19 protein-coding genes are annotated in these 20,380 nt (G+C 43.2%); 6 read left to right on the top strand and 13 right to left on the bottom strand.

Annotated elements, in window-relative coordinates:
* Positions 1–46: 46 nt before the first annotated feature.
* Positions 47–1,198 carry an endonuclease/exonuclease/phosphatase family protein gene (locus OHT75_RS11780; protein ID WP_264726871.1) on the bottom strand — a complete coding sequence of 384 codons (1,152 nt, stop codon included), beginning with the start codon at positions 1,196–1,198 and terminating at the stop codon, positions 47–49.
* Positions 1,199–1,374: 176 nt separating this feature from the next.
* Between OHT75_RS11780 and OHT75_RS11775 the strand changes: the two genes are divergently transcribed.
* From OHT75_RS11775 to OHT75_RS11765, 3 genes are all read left to right on the top strand, one after another.
* Positions 1,375–2,748 carry a DUF4397 domain-containing protein gene (locus OHT75_RS11775; RefSeq protein WP_264726870.1) on the top strand — a complete coding sequence of 458 codons (1,374 nt, stop codon included), beginning with the start codon at positions 1,375–1,377 and terminating at the stop codon, positions 2,746–2,748.
* Positions 2,749–2,831: 83 nt separating this feature from the next.
* Positions 2,832–3,398, top strand: coding sequence for a CIA30 family protein (locus OHT75_RS11770; RefSeq protein WP_264726868.1), 567 nt, complete (start codon positions 2,832–2,834; stop codon positions 3,396–3,398).
* A gap of 14 nt (positions 3,399–3,412) precedes the next feature.
* On the top strand, positions 3,413–4,009 hold the full coding sequence (locus tag OHT75_RS11765) for an HAD family hydrolase (protein ID WP_264726866.1): 597 nt from the start codon (positions 3,413–3,415) through the stop codon (positions 4,007–4,009).
* An 80-nt stretch (positions 4,010–4,089) separates the two neighbouring features.
* Here the strand turns inward: OHT75_RS11765 and OHT75_RS11760 are convergent, their stop codons facing one another.
* Entirely contained in the window at positions 4,090–4,761 is a 672-nt protein-coding gene (locus OHT75_RS11760; RefSeq protein ID WP_264726864.1) for a nitroreductase family protein, read from the bottom strand.
* A 154-nt stretch (positions 4,762–4,915) separates the two neighbouring features.
* On the opposite strand from OHT75_RS11760, the gene OHT75_RS11755 reads away from it, so the two are divergent.
* Positions 4,916–5,581 (top strand): NAD-dependent epimerase/dehydratase family protein, encoded by a 666-nt coding sequence (locus tag OHT75_RS11755; protein ID WP_264726862.1) that lies wholly within the window; start codon positions 4,916–4,918, stop codon positions 5,579–5,581.
* Positions 5,582–5,662: 81 nt separating this feature from the next.
* Positions 5,663–5,839 carry a helix-turn-helix domain-containing protein gene (locus OHT75_RS11750; protein ID WP_264726860.1) on the top strand — a complete coding sequence of 59 codons (177 nt, stop codon included), beginning with the start codon at positions 5,663–5,665 and terminating at the stop codon, positions 5,837–5,839.
* A gap of 116 nt (positions 5,840–5,955) precedes the next feature.
* Here OHT75_RS11750 and nqrF read toward each other — a convergent pair whose 3' ends face one another.
* The 9 genes from nqrF to OHT75_RS11705 all read right to left on the bottom strand — a co-directional run bounded on the left by nqrF (position 5,956) and on the right by OHT75_RS11705 (position 16,784).
* Complete coding sequence (nqrF, locus tag OHT75_RS11745) at positions 5,956–7,173, bottom strand: NADH:ubiquinone reductase (Na(+)-transporting) subunit F (RefSeq protein ID WP_264726858.1); 1,218 nt, start codon at positions 7,171–7,173, stop codon at positions 5,956–5,958.
* A 65-nt stretch (positions 7,174–7,238) separates the two neighbouring features.
* Positions 7,239–7,847 carry an NADH:ubiquinone reductase (Na(+)-transporting) subunit E gene (nqrE, locus tag OHT75_RS11740; RefSeq protein ID WP_264726856.1) on the bottom strand — a complete coding sequence of 203 codons (609 nt, stop codon included), beginning with the start codon at positions 7,845–7,847 and terminating at the stop codon, positions 7,239–7,241.
* A 2-nt stretch (positions 7,848–7,849) separates the two neighbouring features.
* Positions 7,850–8,470 (bottom strand): NADH:ubiquinone reductase (Na(+)-transporting) subunit D, encoded by a 621-nt coding sequence (locus OHT75_RS11735; protein WP_261299050.1) that lies wholly within the window; start codon positions 8,468–8,470, stop codon positions 7,850–7,852.
* Entirely contained in the window at positions 8,471–9,241 is a 771-nt protein-coding gene (locus OHT75_RS11730; RefSeq protein WP_264726853.1) for a Na(+)-translocating NADH-quinone reductase subunit C, read from the bottom strand.
* Positions 9,231–10,445 (bottom strand): NADH:ubiquinone reductase (Na(+)-transporting) subunit B, encoded by a 1,215-nt coding sequence (locus OHT75_RS11725; protein ID WP_264726851.1) that lies wholly within the window; start codon positions 10,443–10,445, stop codon positions 9,231–9,233. Before OHT75_RS11725 ends, OHT75_RS11730 begins: the two co-directional genes overlap by 11 nt.
* Positions 10,445–11,821, bottom strand: a complete 1,377-nt coding sequence (locus tag OHT75_RS11720) for a Na(+)-translocating NADH-quinone reductase subunit A (RefSeq protein WP_264726849.1) — start codon at positions 11,819–11,821, stop codon at positions 10,445–10,447. Before OHT75_RS11720 ends, OHT75_RS11725 begins: the two co-directional genes overlap by 1 nt.
* A 236-nt stretch (positions 11,822–12,057) precedes the next feature.
* The gene (cydC, locus tag OHT75_RS11715) at positions 12,058–13,773 is read right to left on the bottom strand and encodes a heme ABC transporter ATP-binding protein/permease CydC (RefSeq protein WP_264726847.1); all 1,716 of its coding nucleotides are present in this window, start codon (positions 13,771–13,773) and stop codon (positions 12,058–12,060) included.
* Positions 13,770–15,536, bottom strand: a complete 1,767-nt coding sequence (gene cydD, locus OHT75_RS11710) for a heme ABC transporter permease/ATP-binding protein CydD (protein WP_264726838.1) — start codon at positions 15,534–15,536, stop codon at positions 13,770–13,772. Before cydD ends, cydC begins: the two co-directional genes overlap by 4 nt.
* Before the next feature lie 183 nt (positions 15,537–15,719).
* Complete coding sequence (locus tag OHT75_RS11705; protein ID WP_264726836.1) at positions 15,720–16,784, bottom strand: DUF3626 domain-containing protein; 1,065 nt, start codon at positions 16,782–16,784, stop codon at positions 15,720–15,722.
* Between the two features lie 282 nt (positions 16,785–17,066).
* On the opposite strand from OHT75_RS11705, the gene OHT75_RS11700 reads away from it, so the two are divergent.
* Positions 17,067–18,596, top strand: a complete 1,530-nt coding sequence (locus OHT75_RS11700; protein ID WP_264726834.1) for a DEAD/DEAH box helicase — start codon at positions 17,067–17,069, stop codon at positions 18,594–18,596.
* Positions 18,597–18,710: 114 nt separating this feature from the next.
* Here the strand turns inward: OHT75_RS11700 and OHT75_RS11695 are convergent, their stop codons facing one another.
* Positions 18,711–19,085: a hypothetical protein gene (locus OHT75_RS11695; RefSeq protein ID WP_264726815.1), complete on the bottom strand. Its 375-nt coding sequence runs from the start codon at positions 19,083–19,085 to the stop codon at positions 18,711–18,713.
* A 61-nt stretch (positions 19,086–19,146) separates the two neighbouring features.
* Positions 19,147–19,386 carry a hypothetical protein gene (locus OHT75_RS11690; RefSeq protein ID WP_264726813.1) on the bottom strand — a complete coding sequence of 80 codons (240 nt, stop codon included), beginning with the start codon at positions 19,384–19,386 and terminating at the stop codon, positions 19,147–19,149.
* Between the last annotated feature and the right edge of the window lie 994 nt (positions 19,387–20,380).

Genomic DNA, 20,380 nt, shown 5'->3' with positions numbered 1-20,380 from the left:
CTTATTTCGATAACCTGAGTGACCTACGTTAGCCGATAACACATGACTAACGTAAGCTGAATGTCATCATAATCGGAGCGTGATCGGTACTGTCGCTGTCACGCTCAAAATCTGGTCGAACTAAATGGCGATCAAAGGTTTGATAATTTTCTATGTGGGCTAAGTTTTTCAATTGCTTTGGATCAAACTCACTAGAAACCAAAATATAATCTAACACCGACCCTTGGCTGCCATAATAATGGGTTGCTGGTCTTGAGCTAACTTGGGGACTATCAGAAAAACTGGTTGACTCATCCTCATCAGAAGCCAAACTTGCATTACATTTGGTTGATGCTTTATGTAACTCATAACTATCATAAAGACGACATTGATTTAATTCAGCAAATAATTGCTGCTCACTTAACCCCGCCAACTGTTTATCTTCAATATCATTACGATAAACCCGTAAATTTTGATGAAATGCTGCCAGCAAATCACCATGTAATTTATCATTAAAATCGCCCATCAAAATAAATGGATAACCTTTCACATGGCGTCTAACCAACATTTGATGACACAACAATGTTGCCTCACTTCCCCGTTGTAAACTAGAGGCCCAGCGGCCTAACACTTGCCTTGTGATAAAGTCAGCCGCACCTGACGAGCCTGAGTGGGCTAAATCCTCTTTATCAAAACCACTGCGTTTTGATTTTAAATGAATAACATAGCAATCACAGGGGCCAAATTGGGGCAATTCAATGGTGGCGCGCAAAGGTTGGCGGCTAAATGCGAACTGGGCGAACCCTAACGCTTCACAAACGGCTTGATCCACATCCACATTGGCCATTTCAATAATCGGATAACGTGATGCTAATGCGACAACGGGATGACGATAAACATAATCACTTTCTACCTGTGGTTCATCTAATACCGCAAAATGCACATAACCTAGTGGTCGCAATAATGCCTGTAATTCATCGGGACTGAATACCTCTTGAAAACCTATGATGTCTGGTTGGTTTTCCTGCACAAAATCGCTTATCCAGGCACACTTTTTTTGCCATTGTTGCGCACTGTAAATGTTTTCAAAATCGTAATAGGCATTGGGTGGCGCAATAAAATTAAATAAATTGATTGAGGCGACACGATATTGAATTGCGACAGCAGGAGAATATGACAAATTAATTAAGTTCTGTTGTTCCATAATGGCAAACATCATAGGCGCAAACCTGAAATGTCTCAATCACCTTAAAAAACAAAAAATTAAAACCATTAAAATTATGTATTTATGATATTCAATAAATAAAAATAACTTATTTGTTAGTTTTTTGTGAACCACCAAAAAAATCCTTCCGTATACAAATCGGTCACCTTACTCTACGAGGAATTACTGAAATGAAACGGATTTATCCCTTTGCGTTATGCGTATCAATGATTGGTTTAACCGCTTGTTCTGACGATGATGATGTAGTTCAACAAGTCACTCCCACACCTGCGCCAGTAGAGCTTTCACACGTGCGTGTCATCCACGCCGGAAGTGATGCCCCCATGGTTAACGTTATGGCTAATGGTGCAGAGTTACTTGCCGATGTTGACTACGCCGTGTCCAGTGGTCTGCTTGAAGTCAACTCAGCCACCTTTGATATCGATGTTGATGCCATTTTAGCCGATGGCTCAACTGCTACTGTACTAGAAGCACAGTTAGTCGCTGAAGATAAAATGGAATATACCGCTGTCGCATTAGGCAGTGTTGCTGACAATAGCTTAATGTTGAAGTTGATAGAGAATCCAATGGCGGATATCGCCAGTGGATATGCAAGAGTGCAAGTACTGCATGCTACTCCATCGGTTGGCTTAGTTGATGTATATGTTACCGCCCCTGGCGATGATATCAGCTCAATGTCTGCAACACTTTCTGCCGATTATATGGATGCCAGCCCACAACTTGAAGTCGCTGCAGGTGATTACCAAATCCGTATCACCGCGGCTGGAGCAAAAGACGTTGTGTACGATTCTGGTACAGTGTCTTTAACTGACATGCAAGACTACTTCATCAGCGCGATCCCAAACACCTGGTCAGGAGCATCACCTGTTGCCCTTCATATTGCATTGCCTGAGGGACAGGTGATATTAAATGACGCCAACAGCGGTGCTGATTTACGTGTGGTTCATGCGGTAGCAGATGCACCTGCTGTAGATGTTTTCCTTGATGGAAGTACAACAGCGGCCGTAGATATGTTGGCATTTGGAGAAATTGCTGGATATGTCAATGTGCCAGAAGGCCCACACACAGTCACTGTTGCAGCGGATGCCGACAATAGCGTGGTTGTGATTGATGAGGCTGCTGTCGATTTAACCTTAGGGATGAGCTACAGCGCACTAGCGGTAGGTTCACTGTCAAATAACATGATTGAGCCACTGGTATTAATGGACAACACTCGACGTGTTGCAACTGAAGCCAAACTGACCGTAACTCATGCTGCTTACTCTGCACCTGAAGTGGATATTTACCTCACTGCAACCGCAGATATTAGCGAAGCAACGCCTGCCCTTGAAGATGTACCATTTAAAGCATCATCAGGCAGCATCAGCGTGACACCAGGTACTTATACAATTAACGTTACAGTTGCAAATACTAAGGATGTAGCCATAGGCCCACTAGAAGTCACCTTAGATGCTTCAGGTGTATATGGTGTAGCGGCGGTTGACAATGTTGGCGGCGGCGCACCATTTAGTGTGATCCTTTTAGATGACTTCACCGTAATGTAATTTGTTGAACCACTATTTTTCTCTGTGAAACCCTTTAGGCTTATCTCTGACCCGGATAAGCCTTTTTTTTAATGGGGACAACCATGATAAAGTTTATCAGTGCCTGTATTTTTTGCCTCTCCTGCCACACAGTATTAGCGGCAAACTTATCGAATGAGGAAACCATGAAATTGAATTTTGCTAGAGACTTCGATTTACGTCAGATCCAAATTAATAACGATACTGTGATGGGCGGCCTATCTTCAAGCCGAGTCAGTATCAATAATGACGCGATTACATTTACCGGTTTAGTGTCACTTGATAATAACGGTGGCTTCGCTTCAACTCAGTTTAGTGTAATAAATCAAATCCATGCAGCCAACCGCTGCACATTGCGGGTTAAAGGAGATGGTAAACGCTATCAACTCAGATTAAAAACCGCAGCATTACAATTTGGTGAAGCATTTATCGCGGAATTTACTACACTGGAAGGTGAAATAAGCGAACATATTTTCACGGTTGATGATTTCCATATTGGCTTTCGTGGACGCACCATTCAAAATGGTCCTGCACTGGATTTTGCCAAAGTAGAAAAAGTGGGCATTTTGATAGCAGACAAACAACAGGGCAGTTTTAGTATTGATTTACATACTATCGCATTTGAAAAATAAGGTTAATTGACGCTATGATCCACGGTATCATTTTTGATCTAGACGGCACATTAGTCGAGTCCAGCTTAGACTTTGCCCTTATCAAGCAACAAATAGGCTGCCCTGCCGATCAAGATTTATTAACCTTTATAGACCAACTCACTTGCTCGGTCGCTCAGCAGCAAGCGAATGACATTGTGCTTGAGCATGAAAATCGAGATGCCAACACAGCAAAAGCACTTAATGGTATGGGTGAGTTATTAAACTACATCCATCGTCAAAATTTACCCTGTGCAATTGTCACCCGCAACAGTAAAACCGCCAGTGAAATGAAATTAAAGCAAAACAATATCAATATTGATATTGTACTCACACGCGAATGCTACCCCGCAAAACCGGCGCCAGATGCATTAAACGCCATTGCAGAAATGTGGCAAATCCCCCCCAAAAACCTCCTCTATGTTGGTGATTATTTATATGATATTCAAGCGGCAAATAACGCTGGCATGATTGCCTGCTTCATTAATCATGGCCATGATACTCACTACCAACACTTAGCGGATGTTATTGTTAAAAGCCTTGCAGAGCTATTAACCCTCTTGAAAAAACACAGCATAAAAAAAGCGCTATAACAGCGCGCTTCTCTATAGGCCGATCATTTCAAAATAGGTTATGTGAAGATTGTTTATTCATCTTCTAACCCAAGTTGAAGTTAAATAAACTCACAAATCTCATTCAGTGGTTTTTTATCCAAGGCATGTAAAGGCACTGTCGCATCATCAGCGGGATACCCTGCAATAATCAACATATATGGCCGCTCATTATCATTATCTCGACCACAGATTTTGGATAAAAAACTCATAGGTTTTGGGGTATGGGTTAAGGTAGCAAGACCAGCATGGTGTAACGCTTGAATTAAAAAACCCGTGGCGATCCCCACGGATTCATGTACATAATAATTGGTTTTTTGCTCACCCTGTTCTTCTTTACGTTTTTGGCTAAAAATAGCAATTAACCAAGGCGCATGTTCTAGATAGGGCTTACTGGCATTGGTGCCTAACGGTTTTAGCGCATTTAGCCACTCTTCACCCGCTCGCCCTGCATAAAAAGCCTGCTCGAGTGCTTCTGCCTGCTCACGAATTTGCGCTTTTATCTCAGGGCTTTTAATGGCAACAAAATGCCATGGCTGATGATTAGCCCCATTAGGCGCAGTACCCGCGGCCAAAATGCATTGTTCAATAATCGCTTGGGGAACGGGGCGATCTGAAAACTTACGGATCGAATGGCGGCGCTTGACTTGTTGGTAATTATTCTGCGCCCTCGCTAACATTTCATCTTGGGAATATTCAATAAAATCGTTTAGCGGAATGTGTTCATCTGACATTGTCGGTCCTTGAAAAAGGCAAAGGTTTTATCTAAGAAATACTATGCCATAGATCAGCAATAAAAAGAAAATCCACTTCTTTCAATCCATTGATTGCAACTAATTCATTAGCTATATAGAGTTAAGTAAGTGTGTTTTATAAGGATTTAACAGAATGATAGCTGCGATCATTGGCGCAACAGGGTTAGTAGGAAAATCATTACTCGAGTTATTATTGGACAGCGACCTTTATCAAAAAGTCTACGTGCTGGGACGATCTAAACCCCAGTTAGCCGCACATCATTGGGGCGAGGAAAAACTTCGTTATATTGCATGCCAGTTAGATGAACTGCATGAAATTACACTGCCAGAAACCGTCGACCATGCCTTTTGTTGCCTAGGCACCACCATTAAGCAAGCGGGAAGCCAACAAGCTTTTATTGAAGTCGATAAGTTGGGCGTGCTGGCCTTTGCCAGGTTACTTCATAAACAACATCACCCCAAGCTGGTTTTTCAAGTGATCAGCGCCTTAGATGCCAACCCTCGATCCAGTGTATTTTATAATCGAGTTAAAGGTGAAATGGAGCAACAATTAACACAATTACAATTGCCCCATCTACAGATTTTTCAGCCGAGTTTATTGATAGGTAAACGAGAAGATAGCCGTCCTGCAGAACAAATTGGCCAATGGCTATTTGCGTTTACTTCTTTATTTTTTATCGGCCCGTTACTGAAGTTTAAACCCATTCATGCCACTGACGTGGCTAAAGCGATGTATGATTATGCGCAAAAAGAAAAGCCTCCCTTAACCATTATTGATAATAAAACCTTACATCAATAAGGCATTTTTTAACGCTCTTTTGCAGATTGTCTATACTAATAAAAAACCAACACCGAGTAATATTGACTGTCGGAGAACACAATGAGCGATAAATTACTGACCCTTGAAGAAGTGTGTCAAATTCTAGATAAAAGCCCAACCACCATTAAGCGTTACGCCAGAGAAAACCTATTGTCCAGCTACCAAAATGGCGACGAATTAACCTTCCCCGAAGGTGAAGTGATGCGTTACTTAGATTTCTCTAAACGCCTAGGTTAACACTCAGAAGCTATTGCCTCGGCCACTTTAACACCGCATCAAATCAAACCACATATAAAAAGGGAAAGCTTTGCTTTCCCTTTTTATACGATTTAATTTATACGATGTAATAGGTCCTAGTCACCAAAGTCATCAAGCAGAATATTTTCTGACTCAACACCTAGGCTTTCTAATAACCCAATCACCGATGAGTTCATGATTGGAGGGCCACACATATAAAACTCACAGTCTTCTGGTGACTTATGGTTTTTAAGGTAGTTCTCATACAACACATTATGAATAAAGCCCGTATAGCCAGTCCAATTATCTTCAGGTAAGGGATCAGACAAGGCAACATGCCACTCAAAATTATCATTTTCAGCCGCAAGTGCATCAAAATCGTCTTGATAGAAAATTTCACGCTTTGAACGAGCACCATACCAGAAGGTCATTTTACGCTTGGTTTTAACCCGTTTTAGCTGATTAAAAATGTGTGAACGCATGGGAGCCATCCCCGCACCACCACCGACAAACACCATTTCGGCATCGGTTTCTTTGACAAAAAACTCACCGAATGGGCCTGAAATAATCACCTTGTCGCCAGCTTTTAAATTAAAGATATACGATGACATTTTGCCTGGGGGTAAATCATCCGATGGCGGCGTCGCAATACGCACGTTAAGCATAATCCGACCTTTTTCATCCGGATAGTTTGCCATTGAATAAGCACGTAATACGTCTTCATCAACCTTTGATACCAGTTTGAATAAATCGTATTTTTCCCAGTCGTCGCGGTACTCAGCAGGAATATCAAAATCAGCGTAGCGAACTTCATGCGCTGGTGCTTCAATTTGAATATACCCTCCCGCCTTAAACAGCACCTCTTCACCTTCTGGCACTTTCAGCAGTAGCTCTTTAATGAAAGTGGCTTGGTTATTGTTTGATATAACCTCACACTCCCACTTTTTCACGCCAAAGATTTCTTCATCAATTTCCAGCTCCATGTCGCTACGCACTGCAACCTGACAAGCAAGACGACAACCTTCTTTGGCTTCTTTCTTAGTAATATGTTCAAGCTCTGTGGCAAGAATATCGCCCCCACCCGATTTCACGGTCACACGACACTGTCCACAAGTACCACCGCCGCCACAGGCTGAAGGAATAAAGATATTATTACCCGCTAAGGCGCCCAGCAGTTTATCACCCGCGGGGGTGCGAACCGCCTTTGACGCATCATCGTTAATCCCTATGGTCACCGCACCTGTGTTCACTAATTTACTTTTGGCGAGTAAAATCACCATCACTAGCAGGCTTACTACTATGGTAAACATGCCAATACCAATTGCCATTTCCATTAAATGCACCTTCTCATTAATCTGTCATTTTGCTGTAAGGAATTCATATGCTGTTTCCCAATGCTTTACAGCGTAATGCCAGCGAAAGACATAAAACCTAATGCCATCAAACCTGTAGTAATAAAGGTAATACCAATACCTTGCAGGCCTTCTGGAATTGCGTTGAACTTCATGCGTTCACGCAGCCCCGCTAATAACACAATTGCCACTGCCCAACCCACTGCACTGCCCGCGGCAAACACGGTTGATTCTGCTAAGTTGTAATCTCGGTTAGCCATAAAGATCACCCCAGCGAAAATGGCACAGTTAACCGTTAATAAAGGTAAGAAAATACCTAGGCTCTGGTACAAACTTGGGATGTATCTTTCTAAAAACATCTCTAAAATTTGCACTAATGCCGCGATAACGCCGATGAAGGTAATTAACTGTAAGTAGCTAATATTAAGATCAGCCATTCCAGCCCACGCCAGCGCACCAGGCGCTAGCACATTAACATAAATGAGCTGGTTAATTGGCACCGCTAACATCATGACCACGATCACCGCGATACCAAGACCAAAAGAGGTGGAAACCTTTTTTGATACCGCTAAAAACGTACACATACCCAAGAAAAATGACAGCGCCATGTTGTCTATAAAAGCGGCTTGGATAAAGAGATTAATATAGTGTTCCATGCTTATCCTCGCTTACGCTGAACAACATTAATGGCCCAAATCATCACACCAATCAAAAAGAAAGCGCTCGGTGGTAAAGTGAACATTTCATTCGGTAAATACCAACCATCATTCGCTACGGTGGTAAATATCTCATGGCCAAAGAGTGAGCCTCTGCCTAATAGCTCACGTACAAAGGCAACCCCAAGTAGAATAACGCCATAGCCCATGGCATTACCCACGGCATCAACCAATGCAAGATGCGGCGGGTATTTCATTGCAAAGGCTTCTGCGCGCCCCATAATGATACAGTTTGTGATAATCAAGCTGACAAAAACAGATAGCTGTTTTGACAGCTCATACGCCACATCTTGTAACACCATATCGACGATAATCACCAAAGAGGCTATCACCGTCATTTGCGCGATAATACGCACACTGTTTGGAATGAAGTTGCGGATGGTTGAAATAATCAAATTAGAAAATACCAACACAAATGTTACCGCAAGGGTCATCACTAATGCGGTTTGCATTGAGTTACTGACCGCAAGTGCTGAACACACCCCCAACACCTGCATAGCAACAGGGTTATTCGCAAAAATTGGCGAAGTTAGTATGTCTTTTGTAGAAGTTGACCGACTCATTTACTTCACCTCCGTTTTGGCAAATGTGTGTAAAAAGTTTTGATAACCTTCAACACCAAACCAGAACTCAACCGCTTTTTGAATACCGACACCCGTTCGAGTGGCGCCAGAAACGCCATCAACCCCGTGTATATCACCTGCTTTGGCACCGCCTTTAACCACTTTGATGGCAATTTTGCCTTTTTCATCAAAGAGTTTTTTACCTTGCCACAATGCATTCCACTGCGGATCGGTCACAAAATCTGCGATACCTGGGGTTTCACCGTGTTCATAAAACACAATATTCTTAATGGTGTTTAAATCAGGCTCGACCGCTAAGTAGCCATAAATCATTGACCACAAACCTTTACCATAAATAGGCATCACAATACTGCTTAGCTGACCTTGGTCATCAAACACTTCAAAAATACGTACCTGATCAGCACGGCTCTTAATTTTGGCAATGTCCTTTTTCGGTTTGCGTGAGGTTTCAGGATTAATTGCCGCCATGCGACCATCAAAGTCTAAAATGTTCTCTTGCTCAATGAACTGGCCGCTTTCTAAATCAACAAGTTTAGGTTGAACTCGGCTGGCAAATAATTCACGAAAATCACCTGAATTGCTTTCTATACCGGCCGCTTTTAGCACAAACTGTTGCACTTCATCGCGCTTTTTAACCAGTTTTCTTTCTTTCAAAATTTCGGCGGTGCCAGTGATCATGAAAGAACACACTAAACTCAGGCTGATAATGAAAACCATGGTTCCCACTACTGAATCTTTTTTAAAGGCCATGGCGTTTTAGTCTCCGCTTGATGTTGGCTCTCGCCACCAGATAATCGAATAACGGTGCCCATAAATTGGCAAATAAAATGGCTAACATAATGCCTTCTGGCAGCTTGACGTTAAGCACTCGAATCAATACCGTCATAAAGCCAATCAATGCCCCATAAGCATATTTAGCATTGCGGGTATAAGAGGCGGTGACAGGGTCTGTTGCCATAAACATCATCCCCATCGCAAAGCCACCCGTGACCAAATGCCAGGTCCAGGGCATGGTTGCCATCGCATTTTTAGCTGGGCCAAATAGATTGAACAAAATAGCCGTGGCTATCATGCCTAACATCACACCCGCTACCACACGCCAATCGGCCACGCGGGTCATCAGTAAAATGCCACCACCGATTAAAATCGCTAACGTGCTGGTTTCACCGATTGAACCAACGGTAAATCCAAAGAAGTTATCCCACCATAATGGATCACTTAATGCGCTAATCCAGCTCACATCAGCAAAACTGATTTTATTTGCCGCGGCCAAGCCTAAGGTGGTTGCACCTGAATACCCGTCGACCGCAACAAACTGGCTGATCGCCGCCACTTCTGTTGGGTAGGCAAAATAGATAAATGCATATCCGGCTAAAGCGGGGTTTAGGAAGTTGTATCCCATACCGCCGAACATTTCTTTGGCCACAATCACGCCAAAACTAATGCCTAACGCCATGATCCACAACGGTGTCGATACCGGTAAAATCAGCGAAAATAATAACGCTGTAATAAAGAAGCCTTCATGCAACTCCTGACCACGCATTCTGGAAAATATTACTTCCCAAAATAAATTAACCAGTAAGGCAGTTAGGTAAAAAGGCACGTAAAAGCTGGCACCGTATGCAAATAAGCTTAAAACACCAGACTCAGACGTTAAGCCTGAAAACAGCATATTAAAAATCGCTAAATGCCATGATGCAGGAGCCGTTGCCCCTTCGATAATAGCCTGTTGGGCCTGCAAACCAATGTTGTACATACCAAAGAAAACCGCAGGTAATAAACACATACCCACAATATGCATAGTACGTTTTACATCAATCGCATCCCTGACATGAACTTGTCCCTTGGTGCTGCGACCATGGGCAATCCATAATGAACGCAAGTATTTGCGCATCGAATCGCCGTGCTCATAATACTTGTCTTGGGTAGACGGTTTTTTAATAGGCTTACTCATTAACCTTCCCTCTCGATAATATCTAGGCAAGCACGTAATTCTTTACCAAAATCATACTTTCCGGGACAAACAAAGGTGCATAGCGCAAGATCTTCCTCATCTAATTCCAGTGCACCAAGTAGCTGAGCTTCATCGGTATCACGAACCACAAGGTCACGAATAAGTAAGGTAGGTAAAATATCCAGCGGCATAACCCGTGCTAATTGACCAAATGCCATCATTGCGCGCGGAGAGCCACCAGCATGGGTGGTGAAATCGAATAATTTTTTAGTGCGGCTAAAGCCCGACATCATAATGCCTGTTAGGCTGAACTTATTTTTATCCTTGCGCACCCAAGGTAACAACTCGTGTTTGTCATCTTCAGACAGCACACAAATTTGATTATGGAAACGTCCTAAATAATCATAAACACCCGCTGCGGTATGACCGTTTAGCACACTGCCAGAGACGACTCTAGAGTGGATGTCTTTGATTTTACCTGTCACGATAGGCGTTAACTGCGCGCCTAATTGCGTCCGTACTAAACGCGGCTCAAGCACATTAGGACCTGAAAAAGCCACCACGCGATCGGTATATAATTCGCCAGTCAAAAATAATTTGCCGTAGGCAATAACATCTTGGTAGCCCAAATGCCACACCGGACGTTCAACACTTGCGGGTAATAAGAAATGAATATGGGTGCCCACTAATCCCGCTGGGTGAACGCCATTAAAGCGCTGAACAGAAACCTGTTTTAACTTGGTGGCAGCTTCTGCACTGAGCAAAGATGCCTGATCGTCCTGACACAGAAAAACCTGACCTTCCGTTAAATAACTCAGCACTTGCAACCCTGCTTCAAATGCCTGAGTTTGCTCAGCAATAATCACCCGAGGATTTGCCGCAAGTGGATTGGTGTCAATTGCGGTGACAAATATGCCCGCTGGCTGACTGTCTAACTGAGGAACACGAGAAAATGGACGAGTACGTAATGCGGTCCATAGGCCACTGTCGACTAAATTATCAACCACTTGCTGACGAGAAAGTTGGCCTAAGTCATCATAGCGACTAAAGCTTTTAGCTTGCTGTACTTGGTCGCATTCAATCACTACAGCTTGCAACACACGCTTTTCACCGCGTTGAATTGCGCTGACTTTGCCACTAGCTGGCGCGGTAAATTTGATCCCAGGGGTTTTCTTATCTTCAAAAAGCGCTTGGCCTTTGATGACATGATCACCTTCCTCAACCAACATGGTAGGTTTTAGGCCTACATATTCTTCACCTAATAACGCTACGGTCGTGGCTTTTTCACCGTCAAACACTTGCTGGATAGGTTCACCAGCAATCGGCACATCTAAGCCGCGTTTAATGGTTATTATTTGGTTTGAAACACCTGCCATTAGTATCACCATCAAGAAAAATTCGATGAGTAATTTTAAATCTTTGCTAATGCTAATGTACGAACCCAGATCACACTAACGAGGTATTGTGTAATTTTAAAACATGATAATTGGCGACTATTGTGAAACAGATCACTTGTGGGACTTAAGAATACAAAAAAATGTCATTTTTACTACAAAAACAATATTCACCTTAGACGGTAAAATAGCCTCGCCTAATCCCGTAAATTAAGGAATTAGGCGGTTGATGTTAACAAGGCACAATTAAAGCGTTGTAACTTACCATCAATAAGTTGATAACAGCCATCCATTTGATTGAGCGCTGTGGTGCGGTGGCTTATCATCAACACGGTTTTATGCTCAGCAAATGCAAATAACGTGGCGAGGATCTCGCGTTCAGTATGCTTATCTAGGCCTTCAGTGGGTTCATCCAGTAAGAGTAATGGCGCATCACGAAGCAATGCTCTGGCCACCCCAATACGCCGTTGCTCGCCGCCGGATAACTGCCTGCCGCCCTCACCCATCCACATGTTTAATGGCTTTTCGCCGACTAACAAATGACCTAAACCAACTTGGTGCAGCACCTGTTGTAGTTTGTCATCGTGTGCAGTACGTTTTTCATTGGCGATATAAGGCAATGCCAACACTAAATTGTCGCGTAACGTACCACTAAATAGGTGCACTCGCTGGCTGACAACCGACATTGCCGCGCGCAGATTCGCTTCACTGTAATCGGCAATAGGCTGACCATCTAACAGTATGGACCCTGATTCTGATTGCCACTCTCGAGTGATCATATTCAACAAGCTAGATTTACCGCAGCCTGTTTTGCCTAAAATAGCCACTTTTTCTCCCGCGGCTAATGTAAGATTGACCCCTTGTAATATTGGCTGATTTTGTTGGTAGCTAAAATGTAAATTACTGATATCTAATGCGCCTGTTTGGGCAATCAAATTCCCATTGCTAACAAACTGCACCGCTGGAGCCTGCTCAGTCAACGCACTCACACGCTGGGCGGCTAACACTGTGCTCGATAAATGCTGAAACGCGCCTGCAACGGGCATCATCATTTCTAAGCAAGCCATAGTCGCAAACACGACCATCGCAAATAAGGGGCCTGGTGGTACGGCGTCACCGACTCCTTTAGCGGCAACATATAACATCAACAATACCGCAAAACCATTGGTTAGAATTAAGATGGCCTGACTTAATCCAGTAATTTTCGCCATGGTCAATTGGCTGCTAAAAAAACGCTGTTGCTGTTGATATATTCTGGCTAAGTAGTCTTGATTGGCTGCAAATAAACTTAACTCAGCCTGGCCTTGGATCACATCAAGTAAATGCACCCTCAGCTTTTGCTTTGTTTCAATCAGTGCCTGACCCGGCGCTTTACCTAATCGATAAAAGACAGTCGGTAATACCAATAAAACCACCAGCAAAAAACCACACAGGGTTAACGCTAAACCAGGGTCAAACCAGGCAATAAATGCGTATAGCGCAACTATCATTAATAATGAGGCGCTGATTGGGATCAGCAAGCGTAGATACAAATGGTCTAAGGTATCGATATCGGCAACTAAGCGATTCAATAAATCCCCTTTTCTTAGGCCCTGCAAATTAGCGGCACTAAGCGGCAATAACTTTTGCCACGCCCATACGCGTAATTCCGTTAATAGCTTAAAGGTTGCCTCATGGGTAGCCAAACGCTCACCGTATCGGCTTGCCGTGCGTGCTATTGATAGAAATCGCACGCCACCTGCTGGGGTAAAAAAATTAAATGCTTGTGCTGTTAGTACCGTTAACCCCGCCACCGCTGTGGCTGATAAAAACCAACCCGATAAGGATAACAATCCAACCCCAGCCAACAGGGTAATAAAACTGAGCAGCAAGCCCGTTAGCATCATTAACCATTGACGACGAAATAGTTTTAGAAATGGGAGCAAGACTTTCATACCTTAGCCTCCTGCTGTAGCAACTGATAAAACTTGCCCTTTGCAGCCATTAAAGTGGTGTAATTCCCCTGTTCAATGACGCTCCCTTTATCAAGCACAATAATGCTATCAAAACAGGTCAATTCTTCGAGTTTATGAGTTACCATAATCGCGGTGTTATCGGTAATGGCTTGCGATAACGCCTCCATTACTGCCTTGGCACTTTGCTCATCTAAACTGGCGGTCGGTTCATCCAGCACAAAGACACTGGCTTGTTGACTTAACGCTCTGGCCAGCGCAATCCGTTGGGCTTGCCCTACTGACACCCCAGATGACTGATCGCTAATCATCGAGTGTAACCCTTGGGGATGTTGCTGCACAAAATCGGCAACTTGCGCTTTTTCAAGTAAATCCATGATAGCGGACTCACTCAAGTTAGGCCTGCCTAAAGCGACATTTTCAGCAATCGTGCCATGAAATAGCTGTGGGTCTTGACCAAGCCAAGCAAGATGCTTACGCCAATGCGCCATGCTGATAGCGTTAAAGGGTTTGCCATTAATTAACAATTCTCCCTTGTAAGGTAAAAAACCTAACAATGCCTGCAACAGGCTGGTTTTACCTGCGCCGCTTGCACCAACAACCGCAACATGCTGTCCAGCCTTAATGCTAAATGACACTGGACCAAGCAAACACTGCCCATCGACACTCATTACCTGTAAATGATTGGCTACAATATCAACCTGACTAAGATCAATCATCTCATTTCCAGATTGTGCAGCACTATGGGTTAACGGAAAATCAAGTAATTCAACTAATGACTCAGCCGCACCAATGGCTTGTGCTTTAGCATGGTAATGGGTGCCTAAATCTCTTAGGGGTTGGTAAAATTCAGGCGCTAAAATCAACACGAACATGCCGGTAAATAAACTGATCCCTAAGTCATAATGACCAAAATCCAGATGGTCTAGATAACTAAAGCCGAAATAAACTGCCAGTACCGCAATGGATAACGCGGCAAAAAACTCTAATACGGCTGAACTTAAAAAAGCTAAGCGTAAAACCGACATAGTGCGGCTTCTAAAGTCTTCTGATGCCTGATGAATTTGACTCACTTCCGCTTCGCCACGGTGAAATAACTTTATGGTACTTAACCCCTGCAAGCGATCCATAAAGTGACCACTTAAGCGGCTTAAGGCGGTAAAGTTTTTACGGTTAGCATCGGCAGCCCCCATTCCCACTAAAATCATAAACATTGGAATTAACGGTGCCGTGCCTAATAACACTAAACCCGCAGCCCAATTTAACGGGAATACCACCACTAAAATACACAGCGGAATAAATGCCGCTAACATCATTTGTGGCACATACTTACTGTAAAAGTCATGTAAGTCTTCAACTTGTTCAAGCACGATACTGGCCCAGGCACCGGCTGGCTTGCCCTTAATGAAAGCAGGGCCTAATGCGACTAACTTATTTAACACAGCTTGCCTAATATCTTGTCTTAAGCGCTTGCTGGCCTCAAAGCTACATTGTTCTCGTCCATACGCTAAAGCCGCCCGAATGATGAGTAAGGCGCCTAAACCGATAAAATAGGAGGTTAGTTGATCAACAGGAAGCTTGGCCATAATCACGCCCTGTAAAATTTGGGCAATGCAGTAGGCTTGGCCAATGATGGCAGCACCGTTAAGTAAACCACATACAATGGCGAGTTTTAGGTAAATACCACATGCAGATTGTTGCGACTTAAGCCACTTTGCTAATGACTTTTCTAACGACTTATCCATGAAACTCCAACAACATTTCTTGATGCCAAACCTTAAAAGGGCAAATGAATGACAGCAATGAAAATAGATTATTAACAAGAGAAGGTAGCGTGTTAACAGGCAGTATCGCAGTAGTGGCCTATCTAATACAGTTGATCAATTAATAATGTTAACTGCCGCACAGTTTATGATAAGTAACCTTAATCAATCTAAGGGGATAGCGCCGTATTTTACCAGTACGTGCCAGAGCAATTTTAAATCTTGAATTTTTTTAGCATGGCTGGAGCGTTCGCTCCAACTGGTAGGTTGTTTGCACAAGGCATATGCTGCCTCGCCAATAATGGCGGCATTGATCAGCTGTTCTTGAGCAACGGCACGCGCCACATTGGGCATATTTGCGCCGCGAAAATCACTCGGCACGTCATCAAGAGCAAGTTGATAGCCCCCGTGCCAAGCTAATTGGATATCATACTCATCGCATAAAGCTTGTAACGATTCACCTACCTGAGTTTGTTTAAAGCTGGGGTCGGCCACCAGCATATCGATGTCATCATCTAACGACACTTCACCATGAATTTGAGCTTCAATATAATGGTCTAGGTTACAGCTAGGCTGTCGCTTGAATCGCCCTTCCAGCGAATCGGTTAAGTCTGCCACTAAATGATCGATCAATAAGGTCGGTTTAAGCCCTGTGATCCCCAAGGCGTAATGGCGCTCAAAACTTTCACTTAATAAGGCCGCCAAAACACCATCAAAACAGTTGATGGTGCCTTTCTCTTTCGGTAAACGGTAAGAGTCCATGTAACTAAAAGTGCAACGAGACAATATTTGAGGACGGGTTACAAAGTAACAACTGCCAAAACGAGGTGCAGGGCCCAAAGCACATAGTCCTAAATCTAAAGCGCCATACTTAGGACGATGCTTAATACCTGAATAACATTGGCCAAATAACTGGTTTTCCCAATGGTCTCGTGGGCCGCCTAACTCAGGCGACAGTTGGCCGTTGGAAATATGGGTCTCAAACTGACTTTTGTAGTGACCATCTTTGATCAAGCCATCAACCACTTTTAAGCCGCGACTGTCTAATCTATCGGGGTGAAAATGCAATGCTACCCGCCCATGCTGGGTTAATTGGCGCATGGCCACTTGTAAGGTGTGGGTAGAAATATTTGACATTAACAGCACATTTTTAATTAACGCATGGGCAGGATCGCGAAGCCCTAAGGCGATCTTTTCAATATGGGTGAGTGCCGCTAATTTTGAAGTCATTGATGCCTTAATAGAAAATAGGATTAAAATAAACGCGAAATAAACCAAAGTGAATGCGCAATAATTAAAAATCACCTCACAACATCTAGGTTGTAAAATGCACCAAGTAATTCATTGTATGCAATATTGCACCATTTCGCACTGATGATTAACACTTTTTCACCCTTTGTTACAATGTGTTTTGATAGCACTGCTAGGGCTTTTCAGGTAAGATGCACGCCCGCCGATATTGGCCACCTTTAATATATTTAACAACTTAGGTTGTTAATTGAGATGTAATCTATGAGTTTTGAAAACCTAGGACTAAGTGCTGCAATTTTAAAAGCAGTTGCCAAACAAGGTTACGACACCCCATCCCCTATTCAAGCCCAAGCCATTCCTGCAGTGTTAAAGCGTCAAGACGTGATGGCTGCCGCGCAAACAGGCACAGGTAAAACAGCGGGATTTACCCTACCAATCCTCGAATTATTATCTCAAGGTGCTCCAGCTAAACGCGGTTATGTACGTACTTTGGTATTAACGCCCACCCGTGAACTTGCAGCACAAGTACAAGAAAGCGTGGCCACTTACGGTAAACATTTACCGCTTAAGTCTGCCGTGGTATTCGGTGGCGTGTCTATTCAGCCTCAACTTGCTGCATTAAAAAATGGTGTGGATATTCTGGTTGCCACGCCCGGGCGCTTATTGGATTTATATCAGCAGCGTGCCATTAACTTTGATCACCTTGAGATCTTAGTACTCGATGAAGCCGATCGCATGTTGGATATGGGCTTTATTCGCGACATTCGTAAAATTCTGTCTTTTTTACCCACAAAAAGACAAAACTTGATGTTTTCGGCGACCTTTTCAGATGAAATCCGTGAATTAGCCAAGGGGCTGGTCAACAACCCTGTCGAGATATCGGTCACACCAAGAAACAGTACAGCCAATAGTGTTGAACAAAGCATCTATGCATTAGATAAAACCCGTAAATCAGCGGCATTGATTGAGCTGATAAAAATCAATGACTGGCATCAGGTATTGGTTTTTTCTCGTACCAAACATGGCGCGAATCGTTTAGCCAAAAGTTTAGAAGCCGCTGGCATTTCAGCCGTGGCTATTCACGGTAATAAAAGTCAAACCGCGCGCACCAAAGCGTTAGCCGACTTTAAACGTGGCGCAGCACAAGTGATGGTTGCCACCGATATTGCCGCACGCGGTATTGATATCGACCAACTGCCGTTTGTGGTTAACTTTGATCTTCCTCAAGTGCCTGAAGACTATGTGCACCGCATTGGCCGTACCGGTCGTGCTGGAGCATCGGGTCAGGCCGTTTCGTTAGTCAGCGAAGAAGAAGGCAAATTATTGCGTGAAATTGAAAAGCTGATTAAACGTCAGATCACCCGCAATGTATTGCCAGGGTTTGAGGCCAACTTTAATCTGGCTGACACCCTACTGAGTGCTGGCGCACCCAAAAAATCGGCAGGCCGTTCAACCCATTCTCGCACCAAAAGCTCAACCTCTGGACAGGATAATAAAATCCACCAAAGAAGAAGCAATCATGGTGAGCAAAAAAGCCAAAATGGCCATACCGCCACTGAAGGTGCTGCCACAAAAAGCCGCCCACCAAGACGTAAAAAGCCATTAGTTGATTTAGGCCCTAAGTTTGCTAATCGAGCACAAACGCCAAAATCGACTGAGACTAAAGCCTCTGACAATAAAGTGAACAAAGCCAACGCTAAGCCGCAGAAAGCGCAAACTGGCGACACGGCGGCAAAGCCAAAGGTTGACCCTTATGCCAATGCAAGGCTAAAGCTTAAGTTGAAAGAGTAAGCAAAGTTGATTCACGCATTGAATCGCAATAGATAAATAAAATTGGAGGCACTAGGCCTCCATTTTTATGCAACACTGTAAGCTTAACGGCCTTGAAACTGACCGATATAATTCCTATTTATCGCTATGGGATGAGATAGTGACCCGCTCTTGATTTGATAAACGTATTTCAATGCCGTCCACTGTGGTTATTTTTCTTGCGTGGATATCTTTTTTACGAACTTGGTATTGGGTTGACATCGCCTCAATGGGCGAACTTATTTGCACCGTAACAATACGATTATCATCAAACCAACTCCATCCCCAAAATGCTGCAGTAGACAGCATAGAGAACGCAATGACACCATAAATAATCACTTTATTAAATAAAGGGTTTTGTGTCTGTAAAGCAATGGTTTGCTGTGTTTTACTGGGCTTTTTTCTACCGTGACGTAAATAAAATAACGCCGCAATAATGACCAATAGGGTGACTAAAATTTTAGTTAGCACAAACAGCTCCTTTTTATAAGAAGTCCTATTGTACATAAAATTCAGCACAATACTGTGACCATTACTGACATAAAAGCGGATGGCTCACCTCGATATAGCCAATGATATTTTCGATAAGAAAGTTGGTTTGGAATATGGCCTGCGGCCACAAAGGTCGTGGCGCTTCGCCCACACCAGACCAAAGGGGCAAAACGCACGCTTTTTTTACAAAAGAAGCCCTTTGGAAACCCTCAGCGCCCCAGACGAAAAATGCTGAAAAGGGCATATTTTCGATGGGGTTCGATCCAGCTTTAAACTTCATTTGTAGTCCGCTTCGGTCATTGTCAGCTAATACAAAATCTCCCTAACGCTTCCGATAGGTATCTGAAGTAAATGGATTTACAAATGTCACGGTGGAAGGGATGCCAAAGAGTGACCATGGCCTAACGAAAGCTAACTTGGCATACATGCCAAGCTCACCGACTTTTCTCGATGACCTCAATTCAAATTGAGTCTTTTTGCTTTTTATAATTGCCACAAATACAGTCACAACGAAGATGCGAAAATTTCAGGTGTAAACGCGGTTGTGACTTACCCAATACAGCTTTAATTAAAACATTGAATTAAGACTATAAATTAGATTAAAGTATCAAAAATTAAGGACAAAATAGGGTAGCCTCGAACAAATTCATCGAGTGTGCCATTCAGGGAAGAAAAAGCCATTCGTTAACAGTGCCTATCAGCTCCCTTGTTAAAGTTTACTGTGACCCACTAATTTATTGAAGCAAACGGTCGGGGCACTGGTGTTAATAATCAAACAGACCTTTCATACATAGTGTTTTCTCTTTTAGAATCGACACATTGGTTAACTGTATCAATAGACCGAATGATTGAGTTATTTCCAGATGCTGCCAATGCGAGGAAAGGAAAAAAATCGAAATTTAATATAGGACCTAAAGAAAACACCAGAAACAGAAAGTAAAAATATAACAAAGCAGATATTTCAGTGGTACGCTGTAAAATGTCCACATCTGCCTATATATTATTGACTTTGTTGAGTATTTATGATTAAACTCTACGCATACCTATAGAGGTGAGCGGACACCCTTACTACTTGGTTATCCCTCTTGACTAATGGATGACTAAGCTGGGACGTTAGTGGATAAAACATCGGTCTAATGTATGTAGTGACTATCTTTTACGTAGGTTGTGTCCGTGGAATAAACCCAGCGAAAGCTGTAATGCCGATCAGATAAGCACTTTTTAGATCGGTTGACCGATCTACTGGTTGATGTATAAAGGCCTGCAACAGAGAT

Source organism: Shewanella subflava (assembly GCF_025971955.1).
GTDB lineage: Bacteria > Pseudomonadota > Gammaproteobacteria > Enterobacterales > Shewanellaceae > Shewanella > Shewanella subflava.
The sequence above is the reverse complement of the archived record's forward strand: the minus strand, read 5'-3'. Positions and strand labels throughout refer to the sequence as shown.